21 protein-coding genes, 1 tRNA gene and 1 pseudogene are annotated in these 26,168 nt (G+C 68.3%); 5 read left to right on the top strand and 18 right to left on the bottom strand.

Features of this window, described 5'->3' with window-relative positions:
* Positions 1-150 precede the first annotated feature (150 nt).
* A complete protein-coding gene (locus AC0Z36_RS08150) occupies positions 151-657 on the top strand; it encodes a hypothetical protein (protein ID WP_485462039.1) in 507 nt (168 codons plus the stop codon).
* Here the strand turns inward: AC0Z36_RS08150 and coaE are convergent.
* The 7 genes from coaE to rpsA form a co-directional block, all read right to left on the bottom strand.
* Complete coding sequence (gene coaE, locus AC0Z36_RS08145; RefSeq protein WP_485462038.1) at positions 648-1,244, bottom strand: dephospho-CoA kinase; 597 nt, start codon at positions 1,242-1,244, stop codon at positions 648-650. The two genes, AC0Z36_RS08150 and coaE, sit on opposite strands and share 10 nt — an antisense overlap.
* Positions 1,245-1,389: 145 nt before the next feature.
* Positions 1,390-2,148, bottom strand: a complete 759-nt coding sequence (gene dprE2 / locus AC0Z36_RS08140) for a decaprenylphospho-beta-D-erythro-pentofuranosid-2-ulose 2-reductase (RefSeq protein WP_485462037.1) — start codon at positions 2,146-2,148, stop codon at positions 1,390-1,392.
* A 153-nt stretch (positions 2,149-2,301) separates the two neighbouring features.
* Entirely contained in the window at positions 2,302-3,690 is a 1,389-nt protein-coding gene (dprE1, locus tag AC0Z36_RS08135; protein WP_485462036.1) for a decaprenylphosphoryl-beta-D-ribose oxidase, read from the bottom strand.
* Entirely contained in the window at positions 3,683-4,660 is a 978-nt protein-coding gene (locus tag AC0Z36_RS08130) for a decaprenyl-phosphate phosphoribosyltransferase (RefSeq protein ID WP_485462035.1), read from the bottom strand. Before AC0Z36_RS08130 ends, dprE1 begins: the two co-directional genes overlap by 8 nt.
* A 7-nt stretch (positions 4,661-4,667) precedes the next feature.
* Positions 4,668-5,231, bottom strand: coding sequence for a phosphatase PAP2 family protein (locus tag AC0Z36_RS08125; RefSeq protein ID WP_485462034.1), 564 nt, complete (start codon positions 5,229-5,231; stop codon positions 4,668-4,670).
* Positions 5,232-5,726: 495 nt separating this feature from the next.
* Positions 5,727-6,776, bottom strand: coding sequence for a TolB family protein (locus AC0Z36_RS08120; protein WP_485462033.1), 1,050 nt, complete (start codon positions 6,774-6,776; stop codon positions 5,727-5,729).
* Positions 6,777-6,974: 198 nt separating this feature from the next.
* The gene (gene rpsA, locus AC0Z36_RS08115) at positions 6,975-8,525 is read right to left on the bottom strand and encodes a 30S ribosomal protein S1 (protein WP_485462032.1); all 1,551 of its coding nucleotides are present in this window, start codon (positions 8,523-8,525) and stop codon (positions 6,975-6,977) included.
* A gap of 444 nt (positions 8,526-8,969) precedes the next feature.
* On the opposite strand from rpsA, the gene AC0Z36_RS08110 reads away from it, so the two are divergent.
* Entirely contained in the window at positions 8,970-9,815 is an 846-nt protein-coding gene (locus AC0Z36_RS08110; protein ID WP_485462031.1) for a class I SAM-dependent methyltransferase, read from the top strand.
* 102 nt (positions 9,816-9,917) lie between these two features.
* On the opposite strand, the gene pgfA is transcribed toward AC0Z36_RS08110, so the two are convergent.
* The 4 genes from pgfA to polA form a co-directional block, all read right to left on the bottom strand.
* Complete coding sequence (gene pgfA, locus AC0Z36_RS08105; protein ID WP_485462030.1) at positions 9,918-11,162, bottom strand: cell envelope lipid trafficking protein PgfA; 1,245 nt, start codon at positions 11,160-11,162, stop codon at positions 9,918-9,920.
* Positions 11,163-11,394: 232 nt separating this feature from the next.
* The gene (locus tag AC0Z36_RS08100; RefSeq protein ID WP_485462029.1) at positions 11,395-11,532 is read right to left on the bottom strand and encodes a hypothetical protein; all 138 of its coding nucleotides are present in this window, start codon (positions 11,530-11,532) and stop codon (positions 11,395-11,397) included.
* A 328-nt stretch (positions 11,533-11,860) separates the two neighbouring features.
* Positions 11,861-13,309, bottom strand: coding sequence for a lytic transglycosylase domain-containing protein (locus AC0Z36_RS08095; RefSeq protein ID WP_485462028.1), 1,449 nt, complete (start codon positions 13,307-13,309; stop codon positions 11,861-11,863).
* Between the two features lie 300 nt (positions 13,310-13,609).
* The gene (gene polA, locus AC0Z36_RS08090; RefSeq protein WP_485462027.1) at positions 13,610-16,363 is read right to left on the bottom strand and encodes a DNA polymerase I; all 2,754 of its coding nucleotides are present in this window, start codon (positions 16,361-16,363) and stop codon (positions 13,610-13,612) included.
* Positions 16,364-16,461: 98 nt separating this feature from the next.
* Here polA and AC0Z36_RS08085 point away from each other — a divergent pair, with 98 nt between their 5' ends.
* Complete coding sequence (locus AC0Z36_RS08085; RefSeq protein ID WP_485462026.1) at positions 16,462-16,902, top strand: hotdog fold thioesterase; 441 nt, start codon at positions 16,462-16,464, stop codon at positions 16,900-16,902.
* 94 nt (positions 16,903-16,996) lie between these two features.
* Here the strand turns inward: AC0Z36_RS08085 and AC0Z36_RS08080 are convergent, their stop codons facing one another.
* The 6 genes from AC0Z36_RS08080 to AC0Z36_RS08055 all read right to left on the bottom strand — a co-directional run bounded on the left by AC0Z36_RS08080 (position 16,997) and on the right by AC0Z36_RS08055 (position 23,486).
* Positions 16,997-17,764, bottom strand: a complete 768-nt coding sequence (locus tag AC0Z36_RS08080; RefSeq protein ID WP_485462025.1) for an ABC transporter ATP-binding protein — start codon at positions 17,762-17,764, stop codon at positions 16,997-16,999.
* A complete protein-coding gene (locus tag AC0Z36_RS08075; protein WP_485462024.1) occupies positions 17,761-18,654 on the bottom strand; it encodes an ABC transporter ATP-binding protein in 894 nt (297 codons plus the stop codon). The genes AC0Z36_RS08080 and AC0Z36_RS08075 overlap by 4 nt, the downstream gene beginning before the upstream one ends.
* Positions 18,654-20,048 carry a branched-chain amino acid ABC transporter permease gene (locus AC0Z36_RS08070; protein WP_485462023.1) on the bottom strand — a complete coding sequence of 465 codons (1,395 nt, stop codon included), beginning with the start codon at positions 20,046-20,048 and terminating at the stop codon, positions 18,654-18,656. The genes AC0Z36_RS08075 and AC0Z36_RS08070 overlap by 1 nt, the downstream gene beginning before the upstream one ends.
* Positions 20,045-20,965 carry a branched-chain amino acid ABC transporter permease gene (locus AC0Z36_RS08065; protein ID WP_485462022.1) on the bottom strand — a complete coding sequence of 307 codons (921 nt, stop codon included), beginning with the start codon at positions 20,963-20,965 and terminating at the stop codon, positions 20,045-20,047. The genes AC0Z36_RS08070 and AC0Z36_RS08065 overlap by 4 nt, the downstream gene beginning before the upstream one ends.
* Positions 20,966-21,281: 316 nt before the next feature.
* Complete coding sequence (locus AC0Z36_RS08060) at positions 21,282-22,454, bottom strand: branched-chain amino acid ABC transporter substrate-binding protein (protein WP_485462021.1); 1,173 nt, start codon at positions 22,452-22,454, stop codon at positions 21,282-21,284.
* 390 nt (positions 22,455-22,844) lie between these two features.
* Positions 22,845-23,486 carry an ANTAR domain-containing response regulator gene (locus AC0Z36_RS08055; protein ID WP_485462020.1) on the bottom strand — a complete coding sequence of 214 codons (642 nt, stop codon included), beginning with the start codon at positions 23,484-23,486 and terminating at the stop codon, positions 22,845-22,847.
* A 119-nt stretch (positions 23,487-23,605) separates the two neighbouring features.
* Between AC0Z36_RS08055 and AC0Z36_RS08050 the strand changes: the two genes are divergently transcribed.
* Both AC0Z36_RS08050 and AC0Z36_RS08045 read left to right on the top strand, forming a co-directional pair.
* Positions 23,606-23,686: transfer RNA gene (locus tag AC0Z36_RS08050), tRNA-Leu, on the top strand.
* 115 nt (positions 23,687-23,801) lie between these two features.
* Positions 23,802-24,344 (top strand): annotated as a pseudogene (locus AC0Z36_RS08045) (helix-turn-helix domain-containing protein); the annotation flags it as partial.
* 90 nt (positions 24,345-24,434) lie between these two features.
* Here AC0Z36_RS08045 and pyk read toward each other — a convergent pair.
* Complete coding sequence (pyk, locus tag AC0Z36_RS08040) at positions 24,435-25,874, bottom strand: pyruvate kinase (RefSeq protein ID WP_485462019.1); 1,440 nt, start codon at positions 25,872-25,874, stop codon at positions 24,435-24,437.
* Positions 25,875-26,168 lie beyond the last annotated feature (294 nt).

The raw sequence follows: 26,168 nt of genomic DNA, 5'->3' as shown, positions 1-26,168 counted from the left end.
AGATACCTGCGACCCCGGCAGTCCACGGCCCTCCTGGTCGGCCTTGTCCTCATCGCCGTTTGCGAAGCGCTCATCGGATCGGTCAACCTCGCTCTGCCCTCCGCGCGCCCTGCGGGAATAGTCTCTGTTCCATTTCGCCGGGAACTCCCAGTGGCACTGGCCGCCCTCGCTGTGGGCAGCCTCCGAAGCGCTGGCATGACGTCCTTCGAGCAGTCCGCGGGCAGTGTTCTACGGCGCTTCGAACTAGCGCATCTGATGCTCGGCACTCTGCTGACATCCGCGCTCGTAGCTGTCGCGGAGGCATTCTCCACCAACCTGGAGACCTTGATGATCATGGAGCGAAGCCTTCTGCTCTGGACAGGCCTTGCCGTGATTTCCGGCCGCCTCTTCGGCTGGTCCCTGTCCTGGGTGCTTCCCGTCGCAAGCATCTTCCCCGTGACGTACTTCGGCGCGAGTGATGACGGCCGGATGAGCTGGTGGGACTGGACCGGCCAGCCCGCACACGACACAGCTTGCTGGCTTCTTGCCGCGCTGAGCATCCTGCTCGCCGTTGCGGCTACAACCCTGACGCCCTGGCGGATCAACTGGATCCGGAGGTCACTACTCCCAGCAGCCGCGTCAGCGAAAGGTTCGGCCAGGACGGCTTCTCAACGGTAGGCCCCCGTCAGGCGCTCCCACAAGGCGTCGAGCTGCGGCTGGAGCGCCGGCAGCGGGCCGTCGTTGTCGATCACGACGTCGGCGGCCTTGAGCCGGTCCGCACGGGTCGCCTGGGCGGCCATCCGGGCGCGGGCGTCGTCCTCGGTCATACCGCGCAGCCGGACGAGCCGGTCGAGCCGGGTCGCGGGTCGGGCGTCGACGACGACGACGATGTCGTACGCGTCCGCGAGCTTGTTCTCGACCAGGAGCGGGACGTCGTGGACGACGACGTCGTCCGGGCCCGTCCCGGACTCCAGTTCGGCGTAGCGGGCGCCGACCAGGGGGTGCACGATGCTGTTGAGGATCCTGAGCCGGTCCGGGTCACTGAAGACGATCCTCCCGAGCTTCGGCCGGTCCAGGGAGCCGTCGGGCAGGACCACGTCGGCGCCGAACGCTTCGATGACCGCTGTCAGTCCCGCCGTGCCCGGTGCGACGACCTCACGGGCGAGCTTGTCCGCGTCGATGACCACCGCGCCCAGCATCGCGAGCCTGCGCGCCACTTCGCTCTTGCCGGACCCGATGCCGCCGGTCAGTCCCACCTTCACCATGCGCCACACCGTACAGCCTCAAAAAGGCGTGACCCCGGTCCGGTGCACCGGACCGGGGTCACGCCATGCTTCTGATCAATTCAGATCAAGTCAGTTCAGTTCAGATCAGATCAGATCAGTTCAGATCAGTTCAGATCTGAACTGGTCAGAAGGGGAGCTTGCGGAAGATCGGGCGCGGCACGTGGCGCACGGCCGACATCACGAAGCGCAGCTTGCCCGGCACCCACACGGTGGCGGACTTCTTCTTCAGGCCCTTGATGATCCCGTCGGCGACCACGTCGGGCGTGGTGGCCATCGGGCCGTCCGCCATGCCCTCGGTCATGCGCGTGCGCACGAAGCCGGGGCGGACGACCATCACGTGCACGCCGGTGCCGTGCAACTTGTCACCCAGGCCCTGGGCGAAGGCGTCCAGGCCGGCCTTGGTGGAGCCGTAGATGAAGTTCGACTTGCGGGCCCGCTCACCGGCGACCGAGGAGATCACCGCGAGCTGGCCGTGGCCCTGGCGGACCAGGGCGTTGGCGGCGGCCAGACCGGCGGAGACGCCGCCGACGAAGTTGACCTGGGCGACGCGCGCGGCGGCGGCCGGGTCCTTCTCGTCGGCCTCCTGGTCGCCGAGCACACCGAAGGCGAGCAGCACGACGTCGATGTCGCCCTTGGCGAACACCCCGTCGATGGTCTTCTCATGGCCCTCGGGCAGCGCGGCGTCGAACGCGACGGCTTCGACGTCGGTCGCGCCCGCCGCCTTCAGGTCGGCGACGGCCTTGTCCAGGCGGGCGGACGGCCGCCCGGCGAGCACGACCCGGCGGACCCGCTCACCGACCAGCTTCTTCGCTGTGGTCAGCGCGATCTCGGAGGTGCCACCGAGGATCAGCAGGGACTGGGGCTCGCCCAGGGCGTCGTTCACAGGGTTTCCTTCACGTGCGGCAGGTTGACGGAGAAAGACTTAGACGAGGTCCGGCATGAGACGGGCCCCAGGCGGCGCGCCTGGCCGGACACGCTGCGCCGGCCGGGGGACGAACCCCCGGACCCCCGGCGCAACCGCGGCCGGCTCCGGCCCTCAGGCGAGCCCCAGGCGGCGCGCCTGGTCCGACACGAACACACCGTCCGGGTCGACCGCGGCGCGCACCTTGCGGAACTCCGGGAGGCGCGGGTACATCCGGCCCAGGTCCGCCGGGTCCATCCGGGAGTCCTTGGCCAGGTAGAACCGGCCGTCGTTGGACAGCACCAGTTCGTCCAGCTCACGCAGCAGCCGGCCCAGACCGGGGGTGTTGACCGGGAAGTCGAGCGTCAGGGTCCAGCCCGGTTTGGGGAAGGACAGGAAGCCCGCGTTGCCCGGACCGAAACGCTTGAGCACGGTCAGCGAGGACGGGGCTCCGGCGTCGCTGATCTTCTGCACGATCCGGCGCAGCGCGTCCTCGGCACCGAACGGCACGATCAGCTGGTATTGCAGGAAGCCGGTTCTGCCGTACACCCGGTTCCACTCGTGGACCAGGTCCAACGGGTGGAAGAACGCGGTGATGCCCTGTAGCTGGCCGACCTTGTGCTTGGGCGCCTTGCGGTACCACAGCTCGTTGAACACGCCCATGGTGAGCTTGTTCGGCAGCCAGCCCGGGACGATGTCCGGGACGGTCGCCAGGGTGCCGGACTTGAACTGCAGCGGACGGGCCCGCTTCTTCGCCGGCAGGTCCTCCAGCTTCGCGAACTCACCGCAGGTGAGCACCGAACGGCCGAGGTTCTTCCCCTTGGCCAGGCAGTCGAGCCACGCGACGGTGTAGGTGTACTTGTCGTCTGTTTCGGCCATCACCGACATGATGCCGTCGAGGTCGGTCGTCCGGTCGGTGTCGACGGAGACCAGCGACGTCTCGATCGGCGTCATCCGGATGGTCGCGGAGAGCACCACGCCGGTCAGGCCCATGCCTCCGGCGGTGGCCCAGAACAGGTCGGGCTCGCCCTCGGGGGTGATGCTCTTGACGGTGCCGTCGGCGAGCAGCAGGTCGAACGCCAGGACGTGGTCGCAGAAGCTGCCCTGCGCGTGGTGGTTCTTGCCGTGCACGTCGGCGCCGATGGCGCCGCCCACGGTCACCTGGCGGGTGCCGGGCGTCACCGGGACGAAGAAGCCGAACGGCACGAACATCTCGATCAGCCGGTCCAGGCTGACGCCCGCTTCGGCGGTGATGACTCCGTTTTCGAGGTCCACGGACAGGATCCGGTCGAGACCGGTCATGTCCAGGACGAGACCGCCGCCGTTCTGTGCCGGGTCGCCGTAGGAGCGGCCCAGGCCGCGGGCGATGACACCGCGTTCCGTACGGCGGCCCAGTGCGGCGGCGACCTGCTCGCGGGTGGTGGGGGTGACCACCTCCGCGGTGGTCGCACAGGTGCGACCCCAGCCCGACAACGCCTCACGGCGGACGGTCGGAAGTACAGCGGCCCAGTGGCCGTCAGACATGGAAGACTCCCAGCGAGAACGTGATCAGCCAAGCGGCGCCGAGGCCCATCATGACCTTGTCCTTCAAGACGACGTCCTCGGGCGTACCGGCGGTTCCGGAGTCCACGTACACGGCGTAGCGCAGTAGCGCGAAGACGAACGGGATCAGCGAAATCTGCTGCCAGGCTACCGTCGCGTCGCCGACCGGGATCTCGAAGGCCCACAGGCTGTACGTCACGACGGTGACGGCCACGGCCGTCTGCCACACGAAACGCAGGTAGGTGATGGAGTAGTTCGCCAGCGAGGCCCGGGTCTTGGCCGCGTCCTCGCCCATGAGGACCATCTCCGAGTAGCGCTTGCCCGCCACCATGAACAGTGAGCCGAACCCGGCGGTCAGCAGGAACCAGCGCGACAGCGGCAGGTCGGAGGCTGTGCCGCCGACCATGGCGCGGAACAGGAAGCCCGACGCGACCATGGCGAGGTCCAAAACCACCGCGTGCTTGAACGCGAAGCTGTAGACGATCTGCGAAACGATGTACAGGCCGACGACCACGCCGGTGGCGGTGTTCAGCAGCAGCACCGCGGCGACGACCGCCAGGACCGACAGGATCGGTCCGAGCACCCATGCCAGCTTGATCGGCACGGCACCCGAGGCGATCGGGCGGAAGCGCTTCTTGGGGTGCTCGCGGTCGGACTCGACGTCGGCCGCGTCGTTGATGTAGTAGATCGACGCGGCGGCCAGGCTGAACACCAGGAACGCGAGTGCGCTGTTGCTCAGTACGGAGGCCTCGTTCAGCTGCGCGGCGGCCAGCGGCGCGGCGAACACCAGGACGTTCTTGACCCACTGTTTGGGCCGGCCGAGCTTGATCAGGCCGAGCAGCAGGCTGCCCTGGCCGGGGGCTTCGACGCCCGGCGTGCCGGACTGCGCCGGCAGTACGGCGCCGGTGATCGTGTTGTCCGTCTTGACGGACTCGGTGGTTGTGTCTGTCACGTTGGGTTCAGACCCCTTCGGTACTCGCTGCGCGGCGGGACCAGGCCCTGCCCAGGCGCCCGGCGACGATGCCCAGGGCAACGCCGCCGATGACATCGGTCGGATAGTGCACGCCGACGACCAGGCGCGAAGCGCAGGTCGCAGCGGCGGCGGGAACGGTGACCGATCCGGGCAGGAGGCCTTTGAAGGCCACGGCGGCGGCAGCGGAGGACACCGAGTGTGAGGAGGGGAAACTGTGCTTGCCTGCGGTCTTGACCAGCGGTTTCATATCGTCCATGTCCGGACGCGGGCGTCGGACGATCCGCTTGACCACCATGCTGGCGGCATGCGCTCCGGCGATGGTCGCGGTCGCGCGCAGCCAGTCGCCGCGGCGGTCCTTGTCGACCGCCGCGCCGATCAGCCCGGCGGCGAGCCAGACTCCGGCGTGCTCACCGGCGAAGGACAGTGCCCTGCTGGCCGCGACGAGGTTCGGGTGGCCACTGCGGACCCGCACACCGCGGTACAGCGCCACGTCCGTCCCGTTGACGGCACTCAGCAACTGTCCGGTGGTCAGTGCTCCACCAGAGGCCATACCGTTTCCCTCACTCCCACGACGACGATGACGACTCATGTCGTCGGAACTGCTGTGCTTCAGGACTTCTTTGTCCGGGACTCCGGCGGCCGGCCCCGTGTGCCACCAGGGCGGTCCCGCGTTCGCGGGCCGCGCCGTGGTCAACGACGGGGACGCTCCCAGGATGCCGTCGGCCCGTGTCCGGCCCGGGTGAGGGGCGGACCGTCCGGAGCTGAGAGGACCGCTTCGTCCGTCCCGGCACCGGGCACCGACGAACCAGCGTACGCGAGCCCATCCTTGCCCCGTGGCCACTCCGGCACGGCCAGTCGTCCCGGTCACAAGACGACAAAAGTCCCGGATGTCTGTACGTTTCCCCAGGTCAAGGGCTTTCCGACGAGTGAGGAGCAGTCAGTGCGCCGCGTCTTTTCGTAACAGAACCGTGGCATTGCAGTTGGGTGTCAGTAGCCGGTCGCACACTCGTGCGATCTGACGGGCCGGGGTGGGATCTATCAGGAATCAACGCACCGAAACGGGCGAAAATGCCCCGGCGACCAACTTTTCCGGCACCCCACCGCCGTTCACCCGTACGGCCCACACGTCCGAGCCTGGCCCCGGACCGTCCGGCAGCGCGTAGGCGACGGTCGAGTCGTCCAGCCACAGGACCTGGTCGTCCACACTCCGGGTCTCGGCGAGCGGGGACTCCTTCATGGTCTTCAGATCCAGTACGTACAGCCGCCAGGGCCGCAGGCGGTCGGCGGAGACCTTCTTCTTGAAGGCGATCCGGGTGCCGTCCGGGGACAGGGACGGGCATTCGGCGTTCTCCCGGACGACGACGGCGGTGCGCGCCCTGAGGTCGCCGCGGATCAGGTAGGTCTTCCCGGAGACGGCCAGCCCCATGGTGGCGTAGAAGGTGGTGTCGTCGGCGGCGAAGGTGACGCCCCAGAAGTTTCGGTCCGGTTCCCTGACGACCGCGGCCCCGCGGACCACCTCGAACTCCTCCAGGTCCGTGGCCGGTCCCGGGCTGCGGACGTCCATGACCATCGTCCGGGTCGCGTACGAAGTCGCGGCGTACGAGTCGCCGTAGACGAAGGTCGTCCAGGCCGCGAACCGGCCGGAGGGTGAGACCCGGGCCCGGTCCGGGGTGCCGTCGACGGGGATACGGCGCTGTTCGCGGAACTGCGAGTCCATGATCATCGCGTAGGCCTGCGGGGTGCGCCCCGCGGTCACCGTCAGGCAGATGCCCGTGCCGGCCGCCGCGTAGAGGCGGTCGCACTTGAATCCGGACAGCGTACGGGGACCTTGCGGGGCGTCGAGCGGGACCGAGGCGACCTCCCCGAAGCCGCCCGCCGTGCCGAGCGCGGTGTTGTGGAACAGCAGCCTGGGCGGGGCCGCACCGGGACCGATCTCCAGCGGACGCGTCGCCGCCGGGGCGTCCGGGCCCTTCCCCGGCGGCTTCTCCGCCACCCTGCCGCTGGACCACGGTTCCTTCTGGACCGCGTAGACGGTCGCCGCACCGGCAAGCGCGACCACGCACAGCAGTGCTGTGACCAGGAGCCGCCCGGACAACCGGCGGGCAGTTCGGTCAGACGCGTCCGGAAGTAGACCTCTCACGTCCGCGTCCCCCTCCCCGTGACCGTCTGGCAGCGACGCTACCGGCCACGGTCCGGCCCGGGGTGGAAACGACGGAAGGCCCCGCCCCCTCGGCATGAGGGGGCGGGGCCTTCCGTACAAGCTGACCGGTCAGCCGGTCAGGCCGTCAGAGCTTCAGCTCTGGCCGCCCGCCAGCTTCTCGCGCAGTGCCGCCAGGGCCTCGTCGGAAGCGAGGGCGCCACCCGACTCGGCCGGAGCCGAGGAGTAGGAGGTGCCGGTGCCGCCGCCGCCGCCGCCGCCGCCGGTGGACGCGCCACCGGTGGAGGCGCCGGGCTCGACCTTGGTGGCGTTGCCGCCGATGGCCGCCTGGGCGATGGCCTCAGCCTCGGCCTCACGCGACTTGGTGACCTGGGTCTGGTGCGCCTCGAAGCGGGCCTGCGCCTCGGCGTACTGGGTCTCCCAGACCTCACGCTGCTTGTCGAAGCCCTCGAGCCAGTCGTTGGTCTCCGGGTCGAAGCCCTCCGGGTAGATGTAAGCACCCGCGTCGTCGTACGTCGCGGCCATGCCGTACAGCGTCGGGTCGAACTCGGCCGCGGCCGGGTCCTCGCCGAACGCCTCGTTGGCCTGCTTCAGCGAGAGGCTGATACGGCGGCGCTCGAGGTCGATGTCGATGACCTTGACGAAGATCTCGTCGTTGACCTGGACGACCTGCTCCGGGATCTCCACGTGGCGCTCGGCCAGCTCGGAGATGTGGACCAGGCCCTCGATGCCCTCGTCGACGCGGACGAACGCGCCGAACGGGACGAGCTTGGTGACCTTACCGGGGACGACCTGGCCGATCTGGTGCGTCCGGGCGAACTGCTGCCACGGGTCTTCCTGCGTCGCCTTGAGCGACAGGGAGACACGCTCGCGGTCCATGTCGACGTCGAGGACCTCGACGGTGACTTCCTGGCCGACCTCGACAACCTCGGACGGGTGGTCGATGTGCTTCCAGGACAGCTCCGAGACGTGGACCAGACCGTCGACGCCGCCGAGGTCGACGAACGCGCCGAAGTTGACGATCGAGGAGACGACGCCGGTGCGGACCTGACCCTTCTGCAGGGTCGTGAGGAACGTCTGGCGCACCTCGGACTGGGTCTGCTCGAGCCAGGCGCGGCGGGACAGGACCACGTTGTTGCGGTTCTTGTCCAGCTCGATGATCTTGGCCTCGAGCTCCTTGCCGACGTACGGCTGGAGGTCGCGGACACGGCGCATCTCGACCAGCGAGGCCGGGAGGAAGCCGCGGAGGCCGATGTCGAGGATGAGACCACCCTTGACGACCTCGATGACGGTACCGGTGACGATCCCGTCTTCTTCCTTGATCTTCTCGATGGTGCCCCAGGCGCGCTCGTACTGTGCGCGCTTCTTCGAGAGGATCAGGCGGCCTTCCTTGTCCTCCTTCTGGAGGACGAGGGCCTCGATGTGGTCGCCGACGGCGACAACCTCGTGCGGGTCCACGTCGTGCTTGATCGACAGTTCGCGCGAGGGGATGACACCCTCGGTCTTGTAGCCGATGTCGAGCAGGACCTCGTCCCGGTCGACCTTCACGATCACGCCATCCACGATGTCGCCGTCGTTGAAGTACTTGATCGTGGCATCGATCGCTGCGAGGAAGTCTTCCTCGGAACCGATGTCGTTGACCGCCACCTGCGGGGTGGTGAGGGTGGTCTCGGTGCTGCTCGTCATAGGGGGAAAGGCTCCGGTGCGGACAGAAGTCGTTGGTAAAACCACGCTCCAGGACCCTGTTTCGCCGTGTCTCCTGACGCCGACCGACAAAGGGGTCGACGACCAGGGTGACAACACGGTGAGCGCAACCTGCTATGTCTGAGTTCGCACAGGCCCGCGGCGCAACTTGCAGCATACGGGGCTGTCCGGGCACGGTCAACGCGCCCCCAGCCGACGGCGGTGCCGACGGTGCGGGTGCGGACGGGCCGGATGGTCGTCACGACGGGACGCGCTACACGCACTACGTGCAGAACGGGCACGTCGCCAGACGGTAACGTACGCCGCCGGGCCGCACCATCCCCTGCCCGCGTTTTCCCGGGGCCGGCCCCCGGCCCTCCGGTGCGGCGGTCAGACCCCGCCCGGCCCCCCACCCCGCAGTGAGGCGGTAGCAGAGCAGTGCACCCCGTGACCGAGTCGCCCGGACAGCCGACCACCGGGCCGGCCGGCCCCACCGACGCGGAGACCGCCGTACGGCGCGACGCGGACACCCGGGAGAGCGCCACGGCGTCGCGGCACTGGTGGGACGGTGAGGCCGACGAGTACCAGGCCGAGCACGGGGGCTTCCTCGGCGACGCCCGCTTCGTGTGGGGTCCGGAGGGCCTGGACGAGGACCACGTCCACCTGCTCGGCGCGGACGTGACGGGGCGCAGCGTTCTGGAGGTCGGCGCGGGCGCCGCCCAGTGCGCCCGCCGGCTCCTCGCCCGCGGCGCGCTGCCGGTCGCCCTGGACCTGTCGCACCGGATGCTGCTGCACTCCCGCCGGATCGACGCGGGCCTCGGCGTGCGCGTCCCGGTGGTGCAGGCCGAGGCCGGGGCACTGCCCTTCGCCGACGAGTCGTTCGACCTGGCGTTCTCCTCGTACGGCGCGCTGCCGTTCAGCCCCGACGGGGCCGGGATCATGAGCGAGGTCTTCCGGGTGCTCAAGCCCGGCGGCCGGTGGGTCTTCTCGATCACGCACCCGATCCGCTGGGCGTTCCCGGACGAGCCCGGACAGGAAGGGCTGACAGCCGTCACGTCCTACTTCGATACGACGCCGTACGTGGAACAGGACGCCGGCGGCAACGCGACCTACGTCGAACACCACCGGACCCTGGGCATGCGGGTCCGCGAGGTCGCCCGCGCCGGGTTCCGGATCGCCGACCTCGTCGAGCCGGCGTGGCCGGCGGAGAACAAGCAGGTGTGGGGCGGCTGGAGCCCGCTGCGCGGGGAACTGATCCCGGGGACCGCGGTCTTCGTGTGCGACAAGACCTGAGCCTGTTCCTCATGTCCGGAAACGGGTGGAACCGCGGCGGGGGTACTCCCGTACGCCCACCGCGGTCCGGCTGTTCCAGGTGTGTCAGCCGTCCCAGGCGGGTCAGTGCCGCCGACCGTGGCCGTTCGCCGTGCCGACCTGCCCGGGGAGGGCTGACGGCGCGGCCGGGACCGGAGGTGGCAGCGCGGTGTCACCGGACACCACGGCCTGGACCCCGGTGACCGTGTGCCGCGGGGCGCCGACGCCGGCCGGGACCGGCCGCGGAGCTGGTTCCGGGGCCGCGGGGAGCGCCGCCGGTCCCGCCGGGGCGGGCTGGAGCCTGGTCGCGAGCCGGCCGGCGAGCACACCGATCCGCTCCCTGGCACCCGGACCGCTGTCCTTGGGGCCGCCGGACACGGCCTGCGCCGCCGCCGGGTCGCGGCGGTCGAAGAACTCCCGCAACAGCGCGGCCAGGAAGAGCAGGACGCCCACGACCACCAGGCCCAGCGGAAGCTGATCGTGGATCAGCTTCATCTGCGCGCTCTGTTCCTTGGCGTCCTCGACGAGCTTGTCCGACCACTGCGGCAGCATCTTGACCTTGCCGTCGAACACCTTGATGGCACTCGGCTGCGCGGTCGGGGTGTCCGCCGGCGGCGGGGTGCGCATCTCTTCCCGGTGGTCCTCCTCCGCGTACACCGGGGCACCGGTGACCGGCTCGACCCAGAAACGGCGGACGGTGGTGTACCAGCGCTCCATGCCCGCGGCCTCGACCGACTGCGGGGTCAGGCCGCCGGGGATCTGACTGGGCACCGGGACCTTCGTCCACGGCACCGTCTGCTCGAAGAAGTAGACGTGGAGCCCGTTGAAGTTCTGCGTACCGCTGTAGTGGATGGGCGCGGCGGTGTGCGACTGGGAGTCGTAGTAGTTGTAGTCGCGCTTCTGCGTGAAGAACGGCCACTTGTACTGGATCCCGGTGTGTGCGACAGGCTTGCCGTCGATGCTCTCCCCGCAGCAGTTCTCCGGGGCCTGGGTGACCGCGTCGAACGCGTACCGCTCGGGGATCTGGGTGAGCACGCTCCCGGCACTGTCGACCATCGCCAGGTTCATGTCCCAGACGACGGTGCCGCCCTTGGACAGCCCGGCGTTGGGCCGGACCGTCTGGATCATGTAGGCCTTGGCTTTGCCCTCGCCTTCGGGCGCTCCGAAGAGCGTGGCGTTCTCCGCCTGGAGCACCATGGTCTTGTACGCCTTCTCGCCACTGAGGGCCTTGGCGACCAGGCGCGGAAAGGCGTACTCGCGCAACAGCGGTGCCAGTGCCACGCAGAACACCGCCAGACCCAACAGGATCAGGCTGGATTTGCGACGCATTGAGGTTGTCCCCTTGCCGGTGGAGCCGGATACAGATCGGTAGTGCGGGGTGCGGCGGCCGGCCTGCCAGGGCCTGTTCTGGTGTTTCCCACCGGACCAGGGCGCGTTGTCCGGCACCGTGCGTCGCAAGGCGCCGGATCCGGACTCGTACCGGTCGTACCTGGAGGATTCGGCAGCGCCGCGAGGGGCGGTGCCGGGCGGCGCGGCCCCGGCGGGAAACCCGGAACAGGCCCTAAGGCTTGGCCGGCACCTTGGTGACCTGCAGCGGTTTGTCGATGGTGCCCGGCTCCGGCAGGGCGAAGGCCGTGAGCGCGAGGGTGACGCCGACGGCGAGGACGAGGCCGACGACCACGGAAATGACGGTGCGCACGATGCCCCACCTCCTTTCGGTGGTTCTGGAGTCTTCGTCGTGGACCCACTGGTTCGTCAGGAAGCCTTCCGGTTTCCCGGAACCGCACGGTAGCAAGCCCGGCCATGAATGAGAACACGTTGCAGATTGCCAACTGGCCCAAAAGGTCACAGCACCCCTGACCAGGGAGATTGAGAGCTTCCAACTGGGATTTACGCTACTCAGCGCTGATGAATAGTGACCAGGTCGACATTGTCATCCGTACAAGAACTTGTTCCTGGAACACGCGGACGGCCCGGTCGGGTGTCGTTCCTCCGACACCCGACCGGGCCGTGGTCCACCAACTCTCCTACAGCTTGGCCGCCGCCGGGGCCGCACTCCCAGCTGCCGGAACCACCGTCCTGGCGCCGCCCTTCGCGGGGTCGGCCTGCCCGGCCGTGGCCGGCGGTACGGGACACTGCTCCCGCTTCTGTTTCTCCTCGAAGGCCTTCAGCTGCTCCGCGGTCAGCCCGGCCTTGGCCGCGGCGTCCTGCGCCGGGGTCGGCGGCGGGGTGCACACGGCCGACGGTGAAGCCGGCTTGGACGGCGTCGTGGACGGCGACTTCGAAGGGTCCGGCGACTTCGAAGGGTCCGGCGACTTCGAAGGGTCCGGCGACTTCGAAGGGTCCGCGCTCGTCGGCGGAGTCTGCGAAGGCTTCCCGGACGGCGGCTGCGACGTCGGAGGCGTGCTGCCCGACGGCGTCCCGGACGGCGTCGTCGGCGGGGTCGTCGGCGGGGTCGTGGCCGGCCGCTGCGACGTCACCGGGTTCGACGTCACCGGAGTGGTCTTGTCCGGCGTCTTCACCGGCGGGACCGGCGGAGCCACCGTGGTGGGAGCGGGCGTCTTCACCGGGTCCGGCGCACGGACGTTGTCCGGCACCTGCTTCACACCGGTCCGGTAGTACTCCAGCCACGCCGAGACCGTACGGAAGTACTCCTCGGAACGGTTGTAGCTGAGGACCGCCGCCTTCAGCCCCGCCGGGTCGGCCATGCTCCGGTCCCCGGCGCACAGGTAGCGCGCCGCGCCCAGGGCCGCGTCGTTGATGTTGTCGGGGTCGGACCTGCCGTCGTTGTTGCCGTCCATCGCCCACGACTTCCACGTCGACGGGATGAACTGCATCGGCCCGACCGCCCGGTCGAACTCCGTGTCACCGTCGTAGCGGCCGCCGTCCGTGTCCGTGATCCGCGCGAACTGGACGCCGTCCAGGCGCGGGCCGAGGATCCGGGTGACCGTCGTGCCGTCAGCCGTCACGTTGCCGCCCGACGCGTGCCCCGACTCCACCCGGCCGATGCCCGCCAGGAGCTCCCACGGCAGGTTGCAGCCCTTGTCCTGCTTGGCGATGGTCGCGGCGGCGGAACGGTACGCCACCAGGACGGACTTCGGGATCCCCCCGGACCCTGCCACCACCGGGACCGCCTGCCCGGCCGCCGTCAGGCCCGGCACCGCGGGCACGGGGCTCCCAGGGCCGGCCGGCGGCAGTTCAAGGGCAAGCGGCGCACCACCGCTCACCGGCGGCGCGGTCTCCGCCGGAGCGGCGTCCCGCGCGACGGGAGCCGCCGACACCATCCACTGCGGCACCTCCGCGGAGTGCGGACGGTACGCCGAGTCCGCAGCGGCCGGAGCCTGCGCCGCCGCACTGCCCGCCACCAGCAGAAGCACCGCGGCCGTACCGCCCAGCCACGGACTCACACCCCGCCGGCGCACACCCAGGACAGCCGACGACGGCGCCCCGGTCCCCACTGCGTCCGCCTCCGTCACGTCCGACCCCGTGACCCGCGGAACCCCATCGGCACCGATCGGTTCGACTTCTCCCTGCACAGACGCCCCTCACACCTGGATGCCGGCCCGGCCGCTGACACGCATTAGTTGGTGAACCTACGTCAGCCCGGGCCGGGGCTCCACCCCCACACGGTGGGCTCTTCACATCTCCCCCGCATGTCGAGCAGGCGATCCATGGGGCAAACGAGTGAAAAACGCCGCCGACCGATGGAAACCGATCGACGGCGTCTTGACGGGACGGGCGGGTCCCGGGTCACTGCTGCGGCTCCGCGCCGAGGATCAGTGCCCGGCGTCCTCCCAGTTCGAGCCGAGGCCCACCGACACGTCCAGCGGTGCCCGCAGCGGGTACGCCCCGCCCATCTCCCGGCGCAGCAGGGCCTCGACGGCCTCCCGCTCCCCCGGGGCCACCTCGACCACGAGTTCGTCGTGGACCTGGAGCAGTATCCGCGACCGCAGCCCCTGCGTACGCAACGCCTTGTCCACCGCCAGCATCGCCACCTTCACGATGTCCGCGGCCGAACCCTGGATCGGCGCGTTCAGCGCCATGCGTTCGGCCATCTCGCGGCGCTGCCGGTTGTCGCTGGTCAGGTCCGGCAGGTAGCGCCGGCGCCCGAACACGGTCTCGGTGTAGCCGGTCTGCCGGGCTTCCTCGACGACCTTCTGCAGGTAGTCCCGCACACCGCCGAACCGCTCGAAGTAGTTGTCCATCAGCCCGGACGCCTCCTTCGGGCTGATGTCCAGCTGCTGCGACAGGCCGAACGCCGACAGGCCGTAGGCAAGGCCGTACGACATCGCCTTGATCCGGCTGCGCAGGGTGCCGTCGACCGCGTCCTCGGCGACCCCGAAGACCTGGGCGGCCATCGTGGTGTGGAGGTCCTCACCGGTGGTGAAGGCCTCGATCAGCTTCTCGTCCTCGGACAGGTGGGCCATGATCCGCAGTTCGATCTGGCTGTAGTCGGCGGTCATGAGGCTCTCAAAGCCCCCGCCGACGACGAACGCCCTGCGGATCCGGCGCCCTTCTTCCGTACGGATCGGAATGTTCTGGAGGTTCGGGTCCGACGACGAGAGCCGGCCGGTCGCCGCCACGGTCTGGTGGAACGTCGTGTGGATCCGGCCGTCGTCGGCGACCGTCTTGACCAGGCCGTCGACGGTGGTCTTGAGCTTCGTGCGGTCACGGTGCCGCAGCAACGCGGTCAGCAGGCCGGTCGCCGCCGGATTGTCCGTCGTCTGCGTCAGCAGCCACAGCATCGAATCGGCGTCCGTGGTGAACCCGGTCTTGATCTTCTTCGTCTTCGGCAGCTGGAGCTCGTCGAACAAGATCGCCTGGAGCTGCTTCGGCGACCCGAGGTTGAACTCCTTGCCCGCGGCTTCGTGCGCCTGCGTGACCGCCTGCCGGGCCTCGGCTTCGAACTGCTCCTGAAGGCCCGTCAGATACGGCAGGTCGGCCCCGATCCCCACCTGCTCCATGAAGGCCAGGATGCGCAGCAGCGGCAGCTCCATGTCGTGGAGGAGCTCCAGGCCGCCCTTCTCCGCCAGTTCGACGTCAAGCACGGCGGCCAGGTCGAGGGTCGCGCGCGCGGCCAGCATCAGCGCCGCGCCCGGCTGCGACTCCCCGGGCTCCTCCATGTCGAAACTGAGCTGCTCGTCGCCGGTCTCCCCTTCTTCGGTGGCCTTGAGCTCCCGGCCGAGGAAGCGCCGCACGAGGACGTCGAGCGCGAAGGACCGCTGACCCGGCAGGATCAGATAGGCCGCCAGCGCGGTGTCGCTGGTGATCCCCCACAGCTCCCAGCCGTGCGAGGCCAGGCCGATCGTCGGGCCCTTGGCCTCATGCAGCGCCTTGGGCTGGTCTGTGTCCGCCAGCCAGGCGCCGAGCGCCCGCCCGTCCGCGCCGGACATCACAGCCGGGTCGATGAACGCGGCCGTGCCGTCCGCCGCGGCGAGGGCGATCCCGGTCACGGTGCCGACGCCCCGGCCCCAGGCGCCGTCGACGGCCAGTCCGGTACGGTTCGCGCCGCGCGCGTGGGCCTTGAGCCAGGCCTCGACGTCACCCGCCGCCAGCGCGGCGGTGTCGAGCTCGAAGCCCTCGCCGACGACGGCCGCCTCCGGCGCGGTCCCGGCCGCACCCGGGTCGGCGGCCCAGAGGCGGTCCCGGAAGCCGCTGTTGCGGAACTCCAGGGAATCGAGGACCTGTTCGACGGCCGGCCGGTCGTACGCCTTGCGCTTCAAGTCGGCCGGAGTGATCTCCAGCGCGACGTCGCGCACCAGCTCGGTGAGCTTGCGGTTCAGCTTCACGTTGTCGATGTACTCGCGCAGCTTCTCACCGACCTTGCCCTTGACCTCGTCGGCCCGGTCGATCAGGGCCTGGAGGGAGCCGAACTCCCTGATCCACTTGCCCGCGGTCTTCTCGCCGACGCTCGGGATGCCCGGCAGGTTGTCGGACGGGTCGCCGCGCAGCGCGGCGAAGTCGGGGTACTGCTGGGGCGTGAGCTGGTACTTCTCCTCCACAGCCGCAGGCGTGAACCTGTGCATCTTGGAGACGCCCATCATCGGGTACAGCACCGTGACGTCGTCGGTGACGAGCTGGAGGCTGTCCCGGTCACCGGTGAGGATCAGGACCTCGAAGCCCTGCTCCGCCGCCTGGGTCGCGAGGGTCGCGATGACATCGTCGGCTTCGAAGTTCTCCGCGGTGAACCACTCGATCCCCAGGGCACCGAGCGTCTCCTGGATCAGCGGCACCTGACTGCGGAACTCGTCGGGCGTCTCAGAGCGGTTCGCCTTGTAGTCGGGGAACTCGGCCGTCCGCCACGAGACGCGCGACAGGTCGAAGGCGACACCCAGGTGCGTCGGCGCCTCGGTCTTCACCACGTTCGCGAGCATGTTCGTGAAGCCGTAGACCGCTTGAGTCGGCTGACCCGTCGCCGTCGACATGGTCGCTTCCTTCATGGCGTAGTACGCGCGGTACGCCATGGAATGGCCGTCGATCAGCAGAAGACGGGGTCGGCCGGAGGTCTGGGGTGCGTCTTTGGGAGCCACACCCCGATCCTAAGGTGGTGGGCTGACACCGCAGGCCACTCCCGCAGCCGTCGGAGTGACTGTGGTTCTCGTCCTCAAATATTCAAGGAGTGGACCCGATGACCCAGCCGGCCGTTGCCTTCCCCATGCCGATCGACGACGTCTCCAAGGCGATGGGCCTCGACCACAGTCCCGTGACACTCGGCGGGCGCATGGGGATCGTGCTCCTTGAAGCCTCCGCCGACAAGGTCGTCGCGACCATGCCGGTCGAGGGGAACACGCAGCCGTACGGTCTCCTCCACGGCGGGGCGTCCTGTGTCCTGGCCGAATCCCTCGGCTCGATCGGCGCGGCCATCCACGCCGGTCCGGACGCCTCGGCCGTCGGCATTGAGATCAGCGCCACGCACCACCGCAGCGCCACCGCCGGTCTGGTGACCGGGGTCGCTACGCCGGTGCACCTGGGCCGGACGCTGGCCACGTACGAGATCGTGATCACCGACGAGGCCGGGAAGCGCATCTGCACGTCACGGCTGAGCTGCATGATCCGGCGCAACGCCTGAGGCCGCCCGGCGGCCTGCCCGGCGACCCGGGGCAAAAAGCACGACGGCCGGCCCGTCCCCGGGCCGGCCGTCGTCGTACCGCGTCAGCCGGGACTCAGCCCGCCGCCTCACCCAGGTACGCCTCACGGATGATCGGGTCGCTCAAAAGCTCCCGCGCCGGGCCGGTCTTGACGACCTGTCCGGTCTCCATGACGTAGCCGCGGTGCGACAGTTGCAGTGCCTTCGCCGCGTTCTGCTCGACCACGAGCACCGTGGTGCCCTGCTGGTTGATCTCCTGGATGATCTCGAAGATCTGGTCGATGATCATCGGGGCCAGGCCCATCGACGGCTCGTCCAGGAGCAGCAGCTTGGGCTGCCCCATCAGCGCGCGGCCGATGGCGAGCATCTGCTGCTCACCGCCGGACAGCGTGCCGCCGAGCTGGTTGCGGCGTTCCTTCAGGCGGGGGAACAGTTCGTAGACCCGCGCCAGGTCCGCCTGCGGCACCTTCTTGAAACGGTACGCGCCCATTTCGAGGTTCTCTTCGACAGTCATGATCGGGAAGACCTTGCGGCCCTCCGGTGACTGCCCGATGCCCAGACTCGGCAGGTGGTGCGCCGGGACGCCGTCGATCCGGACGCCGCCGAAGCGGATCTCACCGACCTTCGGCCGCAGCAGACCGGAGATGGTCCGCAGCGTCGTCGTCTTACCTGCGCCGTTGGCGCCGATCAGGGTGACGATCTCGCCTTCGCGGACGACGACGTCGATGCCCTTGAGGGCCTGGATGGCGCCGTAGAACACCTGGACGCCGTCCAGTTCCAGCATGACCGGGCCCGTCGCCTCCGGGCGCTCCGCCCTGGCCGGGGTCACATCCGTGGTGCTCATGCGCCCTCCTCAGGCTCTGCCGCGGCTGCGGCCTGTGCCGCTTCCGCCGCGTCCACTGCCTGCGCCGCCGCCATGACCTCGGCGGCGATCTCCGCGCCGAGGTACGCCTCGACGACCGCCGGGTCGCGCTGGACCTCCCGCGGTGAGCCGGTGGCGATGACCTTGCCGAAGTTCAGCACCAGGACCCGGTGCGCGATCGACATGACGAGCTTCATGTCGTGCTCGATGAGCAGGACGCTGATGCCCATCTCGGTGTTGATCTGCTTGATCAGGTCGGCCAGCTCCACCTTCTCGGTGGGGTTGGTGCCGGCCGCCGGCTCGTCGAGCAGCAGCACCTTGGGCTGGGTGGCCAGCGCGCGGGCGATCTCAAGCCGGCGCTGTTCACCGTACGAGAGGTTGATCGCCAGCTCGTTCATCTTGCTGTCGAGCCCGACGAACTGGAGCAGCGTGTGCGACCGTTCGTCACTCTCCCGCTCGTCCCGGCGCGCGCCGGGCAGCCCGAGCATGATGCTGACCGGGCCCGACTTCTGCCGGGTCTCCGCCGCGATCTTGACGTTCTCCAGCACCGTCAGCGCGCCGAACAGCCGGATGTTCTGGAACGTACGCGCCAGACCGAGCCGGTTGACGACGTGCGGCTTACGGCCGATCAGAGCGTGTTCCGTGCCGTCCGCGTGCAGCGTGACGGTGCCCTCCTGCGGCGTGTAGACGCCGGTGAGGGAGTTGAACAGGGAGGTCTTCCCCGCACCGTTGGGGCCGATGACCGCGAGGATCTCGCCCTTGCGGAGCGTCAGGTCGACGGCGTCCAGCGACGTGAGGCCGCCGAAGCGGAGGGTCACACCGCGGGTCTCGATGACCGTGTCGGCGACAGCGGTCGTGGTGGTCGTGCTCATCAGGCCCTCCCGCCGGGCGCTTCGGTCATGGCGTCGGCGTCGCCGAGACCGGCCTCGGCCAATTTCAGTTCACGCTTGCGCCGCGTGGACGGGATCAACCCCTGCGGACGGTAGATCATCATGATCACGAGCAGTGCGCCCAGGTACATGAAGCGGTCCTCGGGCTGCACCCAGTCCTTGAGGAACTGCGGGAGCCAGGCCAGGAACGCGGTACCGATGATGACGCCCCACAGCGAACCCATGCCGCCGAAGATGACGTACGACAGGACAAGCACCGAGAACATCAGGATGAACGCCTCAGGCGAGATGAACCCGGTCTTGGACGCGTACACCACACCGCCGACACCCGAAGTCGAAGCGCCGATCGCGAAGGCGAGGAGCTTGAACTTGACGGTGTCGACACCGTTCGCGGCGGCGGCCACCTCGTCCTCGCGTACGGCCGTCCAGGCCCTGCCCACGCGGGAGTGCTCAAGACGCCGGAAGAAGAACACCAGGAGGCCCGCCAGCGCGATGATCAGCCACCAGTAGTGCTTGGCCTCCGTGCCCCAGTCGAAGCTCCAGAAGCCCAGGTCGACGCTGAAGTGCGGGATCTGCGTCACGCCGCGCGGCCCGTTGGTGAAGCCGTCGGAGTTCTTGGCGATCAGGTAGATGATCTCGTGGAAGCCCAGTGTGACGATCGCCAGGTAGTCGCCGCGCAGCCGCAGCGTCGGAGCGCCGAGGATGAAACCGGCGATCAGGCAGGTCAGCATCGCGACCGGGATGCACAGGAACGGGTTCAGCGTGAACGGCGGGTCGATCGGCAGCTTGCCGGTCCAGTACGCCGTGCTGTACGCGCCGATCGCGAAGAAGGCGATGAAGCCGAGGTCGAGCAGACCGGCCCAGCCGACCACCACGTTGAGCCCGATGGCGATCAGGACGTAGATCGCCACCTGGTCGACCATGACCGTGTTCCAGTACCGGCTCAGGAACTCCGGCAGCAGGAACAGCGCCACGAGCACGAGCAGCGCGACGGCGGGCTTGGCCCACCCGTTGCGGAAGAACACGTCCTTCTGCGCCTTGGCCGTACCGACGCCCCCGCGCCAGGCCGTACGGACCGGGACCAGGTGGACGAACAGCGGCCCGCCGAACTCCGCCAGCGCCCAGACGGCGGCGCCGATCACGAGCCAGACGATCAGGCGCACCGGTGCGGTGACGAGGTGCTGGAGCGCGTAGTTGACGTCGGCCGTGCTGCCCTGCGGGCCCGTCATGAGGGCCAGCATGGCCCCCATGGCCAGGAGCCCGAGCAGCCGCGCGGTCCGCGGCCGCTGGTACCAGGACACATGTCGAAGTTTCGCCAGCTGAGCCTGTGCGGAGCTGTCCGCGGCGCTCTTGCTGGTCGTCGTCGTGTCGCTCACGCCGACCTCCCCAGTCGCTCACCCAGAATGCCGGTCGGACGGAACATCAGCACCAGTACCAGCACCGCGAAGGCCGATACGTAGCGCCACTCCTCACCGAAGATCGGCGAGGAGAAGCTCTCGACCAGGCCGAGCAGCATGCCGCCGATCATGGCGCCGCGGATGTTGCCGACACCGCCGACGACGGCCGCCGCGAACGCGGTGATACCCGGCAGGAAGCCCATCGTGTAGGACAGCTGCGAGTTGAGGGCGAACAGGAAACCGGCGATACCACCGAGGAGTCCGCCGACCAGGAAGGTCCGGGAGATCACCTTGTCGATGTTGACGCCCATCAGGCTCGCGGTCTCCGCGTCCTGGGCGACCGCGCGGATGCCGGCACCCATCTTGGTGCGGTTCACCAGGAGGTCGAGGCCGATCATCATGAGGATCGCGGTACCGAAGATCAGGATCTGGAGGATCGTCACCTGGGTGCCGAAGACCTCGAAGACCTTCTTGTTCTTGAAGATCTCCGGCAGCACCTTGGGGTCACGGCCGAACAGCTTGCCGGCCAGGTTCTGTAGGAAGAAGGAGGCGCCGATCGCGCTGATCAGGAAGGCCAGACGTGGTGCGTTGCGCTTGCGCAGTGGCCGGTAGGCCACCTTCTCAAGGGCGAACGCGGTCCCGGCGCCGGCTATGCCCGCGGTCAGCAGGCCGAGCACGACGAGTCCGACGGACATGAGTCCGCTCGGGTTCGACGGGTCTACCGCGACGAGTACGAGCAGTGCTGCGAATCCGCCCATCATGAAGACTTCGCTGTGCGCGAAGTTGATGAGCTGCAGTACGCCGTAAACGAGCGTGTATCCGATCGCGATCACGGCGTACAAGGCGCCGAGTGCGACCCCTGGGATGAGGTAGTCCCAGAACTCATGGATGTTCATGGCAAAACGCTTCCTGAGGCGGGAGCAGCGACCGGTCCGGTACGGAGGGGAGTGGTGGCCGTCCGGCAGGGCCGGGCGGGGTGACACCGGTTCTGCGTGTGGAGGACCGACCGGTCAAGGCTGGGGGGCGAAGTGGGTCAGGCGTCAGGGGGCCACCGAAGATCTGTTGCCGGATCAGCGGGCGACGTCCGGCGCTGTGCGGTGCCGGATGTCGCGAGCCCGGCCCAGACCTTCGGCGGCTCCCTGGAACCCGGCCCCTCCGGTGGGGAGGGGCCGGGCCCGGTGGACCGCTACGGCGGTCCGGTACGACCTGTGATCAGCCCGCGGCGAGGGTGTTGACGTTGCCGAGGTAGCCGATCTTTCCGGACTTCACCTGGTACAGGAAGATGTCCTTGCCGAGGAACTCGCCCTTGGCGTCGAACTTGAAGTTCTTCGTCAGGCCGGTGTAGTCGGCGGCCTTGAGCTTGGCGAGCATCGACTCGCGGGTGACCTTCTCCTTGGCCCCGTCGAGCGCCTTGATCTGCTCGATCACCATGTTGGCGATGTCGAAGGCCTCAGCGGAGTACGTGCCGGCCGGGGTGTTGAACTTGGCCTGGTAGTCGGCCGCGAACTGCTTGGTCTTGGCCTCGATGGTCGAGTCCGAGCACGGGCAGGTCAGGAACCAGTTCTCCGAGGCGTCCTTCGCCAGCTCGATGAACTTGTCGTCCTTCGTGCCGTCACCCGAGATCATCGGGAAGGTGACGCCGGCTTCCTTGAGCTTCTTGGCGAACGGCGCGGCGTCCTGGTAGTAGCCCGCGTAGATCATTCCGTCGACGCCGGAGTTCTTCACCTGGGTCGCGGCGGCCGTGTAGTCCGGGATGCCCTTCGGCACGGACTGGGTGACGACCTGGACACCGAGCTTGGTGAGCTCGTCCTTGGCGACGCCGCCCAGGCCCAGGCCGTACTCCGACTTGTCGTCGACGACCATGACCTTCTTGAGGTTCAGCTTCTTGGCGAAGTACGTCGCCATGCCGCCGCCCTGCGCGTAGTCGTTCGGCGCACCGCGCAGGAACGACGTGAAGCCCTGCTGGGTCAGCGTCGGGTTGGTCGCGGACGCCGACACCGTGGCGAGCTTCGCCTGGGCGTAGAGCGCGCCGGCGGCCTTGGTCGGACCGGAGAAGGCCGGGCCGATGGAGGCGATGACGCTGCTGTTGTCGATCAGCTTCTGCGCGGCCGCGGTCGACTTGGTCTCGGAGGCCTCGTCGTCGGACTTCTCAAGCTTGAGCTTGAACGGCAGGTTGCCGTTCTTGTTCGCCTGCTCGACGGCGAGCTGCGCGCCGTTGTACTCGTTGATGCCCAACTGGGCGCTCTCACCGGACAGGCCGGCCTGGAAGCCGATCGAGTAGGTCTTCCCCCCGCCGTCCCCACTGTCACTGTCGCCGCACGCACTAAGCACAAGTGCTGCCGCCGTCACCGGCAACGCGAGTTTGATCAGACGCTTTTTGAACACAGCCACCCCTTGGAAGAACAGTGAAGACACCAAAACCGACACGTCGGCAGACCGCGAATTAGTACGGTGGCCGGAATGTAGCCGGAAGATTACCCCTGTGTCAGTCCACCAGTTGAGATGTGATGTCGCCGTAACCAAAAGACATCATTTTGAAACACAAAACGAAACTAAATGCCGCTAAAGCACCTACTATGGCGATTTTGTATCCAGAAAACAGCAAACCCGCCTCGGCGGTGGTTACCGGGGCGGGTCGGGGCCTAACGGACATCTTGAACAACTCGTTGGGCGTCCGTGAATAATACACGTGTCGCATTTGTCGTCACACTGGCCCCACCGGACCCGGAGGGGCTGCAACCAGCCGACTACGGGCCCGGCGGTGGCCGGAAGGCGTCACCCGGTGACGTCGACCCCGTTCACGACCGCTTCGGCGACCGTACGCATGGAGAGCCTGCGGTCCATCGAAGTCTTCTGGATCCAGCGGAAGGAATCCGCTTCGGACATACCGAACTTCGTCTGCAGTACACCCTTGGCGCGATCGATGATCTTGCGCGTCTCAAGCCGCTGGGTGAGGTCCTGGACCTCATGCTCCAAAGCCGTCAATTCAGCGAACCGGGAAACCGCCATCTCAATGGATGGGACGAGGTCGCTTTTTGAGAAAGGCTTCACAAGGTAGGCCATGGCTCCGGCGTCCCGGGCGCGCTCGACGAGTTCCCGCTGGGAAAAGGCGGTGAGCATCAGTACGGGGGCGAGCCGCGCTTTGGCGATCTGCTCGGCGGCGGAGATCCCGTCCAGGACCGGCATCTTCACATCGAGGATGACAAGATCGGGCCGGTGCTCTTCGACGAGCTCTACGGCGGTCTGCCCGTCGCCGGCCTCGCCGACGACCAGGTAGCCCTCCTCCTCCAGCATCTCCTTGAGGTCGAGCCGGATGAGCGCCTCGTCCTCGGCGATCACAACCCGGGTGACGACTGGCGCGACGAGGCCCTCGATGGAGGGCTCAGTCGGTGCGGTCGGCTGCGTGGCGTCGGTCACGGCGCTCCTCGGTACGGGGGAAGGTACATGCACGAGGGTATCGAGAGACGGTAGAGTGAGCCGCACGCAGGGTTGGATGACAAGGACTGCGTCCACGTAGTACAAATTGAACAACCAAGGCCGGGTTGGTGGAACGGTATACACACGGCTCTCAAACAGCCGCGCCGAGAGGCATACGGGTTCGAATCCCGTACCCGGTACCGTCACTCGTCCATTCGAGTGACAAGTCAGTTATTTGGCAGACGAGCGTGTGGGGCTTCCCACACGCTCGTTTGCATGTACGACTCCCAGCTCAAGCTCTAAGTCATATCCCTGCTGCGCGACGGTCACATTGTTCGCCACGCGCGCGTGTACAGCCTCTCGATCTACCGCGCGGTCGCTTGGCCCGGGTTGATCGATGCCGCCGTCGAGGCGATGGACAAGGTCATGCCCGGCAGCCGGACCGGTCCGAACCGCGTTCCTCAGCCCGGTTGCACCGAGGTCACGAGGTACTCCCAGCACTGGCCGTGTCTCTTCCCCCAGCACGGGCCTGGCAGGAAGCACAACCGGCTGATCGAGCTCGCCCCCTGGCAGCGTGAGATCGTCGACGCCCACCGCTGGGACTTCATCCGCGGACTCATCCACTCCGACGGCTGCCGGATCACGAACTGGACCGAGCGCATGGTCGCCGGGGAACGCAAGCGTTACGAATACCCGCGCTACATGTTTGCCAACTAATCGGCTGACATCCTGAGCTTGTCCACCGTCACGCTCGACGCACTGAGTGTCTCGTGGACGCAGCCTCGCCGGAACATGATCTCCGTCGCCCGCCGTAAGGCCGTAGCCCTCATGGACCAGCACGTCGGCCCCAAGTTCTGAATCCGTACGAAAAAAGCCCGGTCCTGGCTGTGGGAGATCGAAGCTCCCACAGCCCGGACCGGGCTCCGTCGCGCTGTCAGCCGGACGAAGTCACTTCGTCGGGACCGTCGCGCCCATCTCTCCTATGTGGTGGACCCGGACCATGTTGGTCGAGCCAGGCACACCGGGAGGCGAGCCCGCGGTGACCACGACGACGTCGCCGGGCACACAGAGCTCCATCTTCATGAGCGACTTGTCGACCTGGCGGATCATCTCATCGGTGTGGTCCACCAGCGGGCTGGTGAACGTCTCCACACCCCAGCTGAGCGACAGGAAGTTGCGGACCTTCTGGTCCGGCGTGAAGGCGATCATCGGGATGCGCGTGCGGTAGCGCGAGAGCCGCCGCCCGGTGTCGCCCGACTGGGTGAACGCGACGAGGTACTTGACGTTGCCGAGGCGCTCGCCGATCTCGATCGCGGACTTGGCGATGACACCGCCCTGGGTCTTCGGGCCCGGCAACTCGCGGACCTCCTCCTCCATCGCGGTGGAGGACTCGGCGGCGACCACGATGCGGGCCATCGTCTGGACGGTCTCGATCGGGTACTTCCCGACAGCCGTCTCGCCGGACAGCATGACCGCGTCCGTGCCGTCGAGGACTGCGTTGGCGACGTCGGAGGCCTCGGCCCGGGTGGGGCGCGAGGTCGTGATCATCGATTCGAGCATCTGGGTGGCGACGATGACCGGCTTGGCCTGCGCGCGCGCCAGGGTGATACAGCGCTTCTGCACCATCGGGACGTCTTCGAGCGGCATCTCGACGCCGAGGTCGCCGCGGGCGACCATGATGGCGTCGAACGCCTCGATGATGCCTTCGAGCTCGTCGACGGCCTGCGGCTTCTCGATCTTGGCGATCACCGGGCGGCGGATGCCGACCTCGTCCATGATGCGGTGGACATCGACGATGTCCTTGGCGCTGCGGACGAACGACAGCGCGATCATGTCGGCGCCGATGCGCAGTCCCCAGCGCAGGTCTTCGATGTCCTTCTCGGACAGCGCGGGGACGGACACCGCGACGCCGGGCAGGTTGAGGCCCTTGTTGTCGGAGACCACACCGCCCTCGATGACGAGGGTGTGGACGCGGGGGCCGTCCACCGAGGTCACCTCAAGGGTGACGCGGCCGTCGTCCACGAGGATGCGCTCGCCCGCGGTGACGTCGCCGGCCAAGCCCTTGTACGTGGTGGAGCACATGAGCTTGTCGCCGGCGTGGTCGTCGGTCGTGATGGTGAACTCGTCACCGCGCTCCAGGAGGACCGGTCCTTCGGCGAACGTGCCGAGGCGGATCTTCGGGCCCTGGAGGTCGACGAGGACGCCGATGTTGCGGCCGGACTCCTCGGCTGCCTTGCGGACGCGGTGGTAGCGCTCCTCGTGCTCGGGGTAGCCCCCGTGGCTGAGGTTGAAGCGCGCTACGTCCATTCCTGCGTCTACGAGCGCACGGAGCTGTTCGTAACTGTTGGTGGCTGGGCCCAGGGTGCAGACAATTTTGGCTCGACGCATGGGATTCAGGATATGTCCTACTGATTGGTAAGCCGTAAGCGGCAGGTGGATGGGGGATGCACGGAACACGTACGGAGGGTGTCCCCCGGCTCCGGTGGACCGGGGCTGGAGGAGTGACGTAGGTTCCGCACACCGCGGGGGTGCCCTGACCGCGTTGCGGACCCGTACCAGACTATCCGTCGGCGGCGGAGTTGACGCGGCGGCGGCCTCCTGTGCGGGAGGCGGCCGCCGGGAGGGGGTCTCCGGGTTGTTCAGCACGTACGTCCCCGCAGCTGCGGATCGCTGCGGGGACGT

It is taken from the genome of Kitasatospora sp. UYEF31, assembly GCF_057291755.1.
This window is presented reverse-complemented; position numbering and strand designations above follow the sequence as displayed.

Bases quoted from the DNA above. Each gene is read 5' to 3' on its own strand.
- coaE (WP_485462038.1), bottom strand. From the start codon at position 1,244: ATGGTGAAGGTGGGACTGACCGGCGGCATCGGGTCCGGCAAGAGCGAA.
- dprE1 (WP_485462036.1), bottom strand. From the start codon at position 3,690: ATGTCTGACGGCCACTGGGCCGCTGTACTTCCGACCGTCCGCCGTGAG.
- AC0Z36_RS08125 (WP_485462034.1), bottom strand. From the start codon at position 5,231: ATGGCCTCTGGTGGAGCACTGACCACCGGACAGTTGCTGAGTGCCGTC.
- rpsA (WP_485462032.1), bottom strand. From the start codon at position 8,525: ATGACGAGCAGCACCGAGACCACCCTCACCACCCCGCAGGTGGCGGTC.
- pgfA (WP_485462030.1), bottom strand. From the start codon at position 11,162: ATGCGTCGCAAATCCAGCCTGATCCTGTTGGGTCTGGCGGTGTTCTGC.
- AC0Z36_RS08085 (WP_485462026.1), top strand. From the start codon at position 16,462: ATGACCCAGCCGGCCGTTGCCTTCCCCATGCCGATCGACGACGTCTCC.
- AC0Z36_RS08080 (WP_485462025.1), bottom strand. From the start codon at position 17,764: ATGAGCACCACGGATGTGACCCCGGCCAGGGCGGAGCGCCCGGAGGCG.
- AC0Z36_RS08075 (WP_485462024.1), bottom strand. From the start codon at position 18,654: ATGAGCACGACCACCACGACCGCTGTCGCCGACACGGTCATCGAGACC.
- AC0Z36_RS08065 (WP_485462022.1), bottom strand. From the start codon at position 20,965: ATGAACATCCATGAGTTCTGGGACTACCTCATCCCAGGGGTCGCACTC.
- pyk (WP_485462019.1), bottom strand. From the start codon at position 25,874: ATGCGTCGAGCCAAAATTGTCTGCACCCTGGGCCCAGCCACCAACAGT.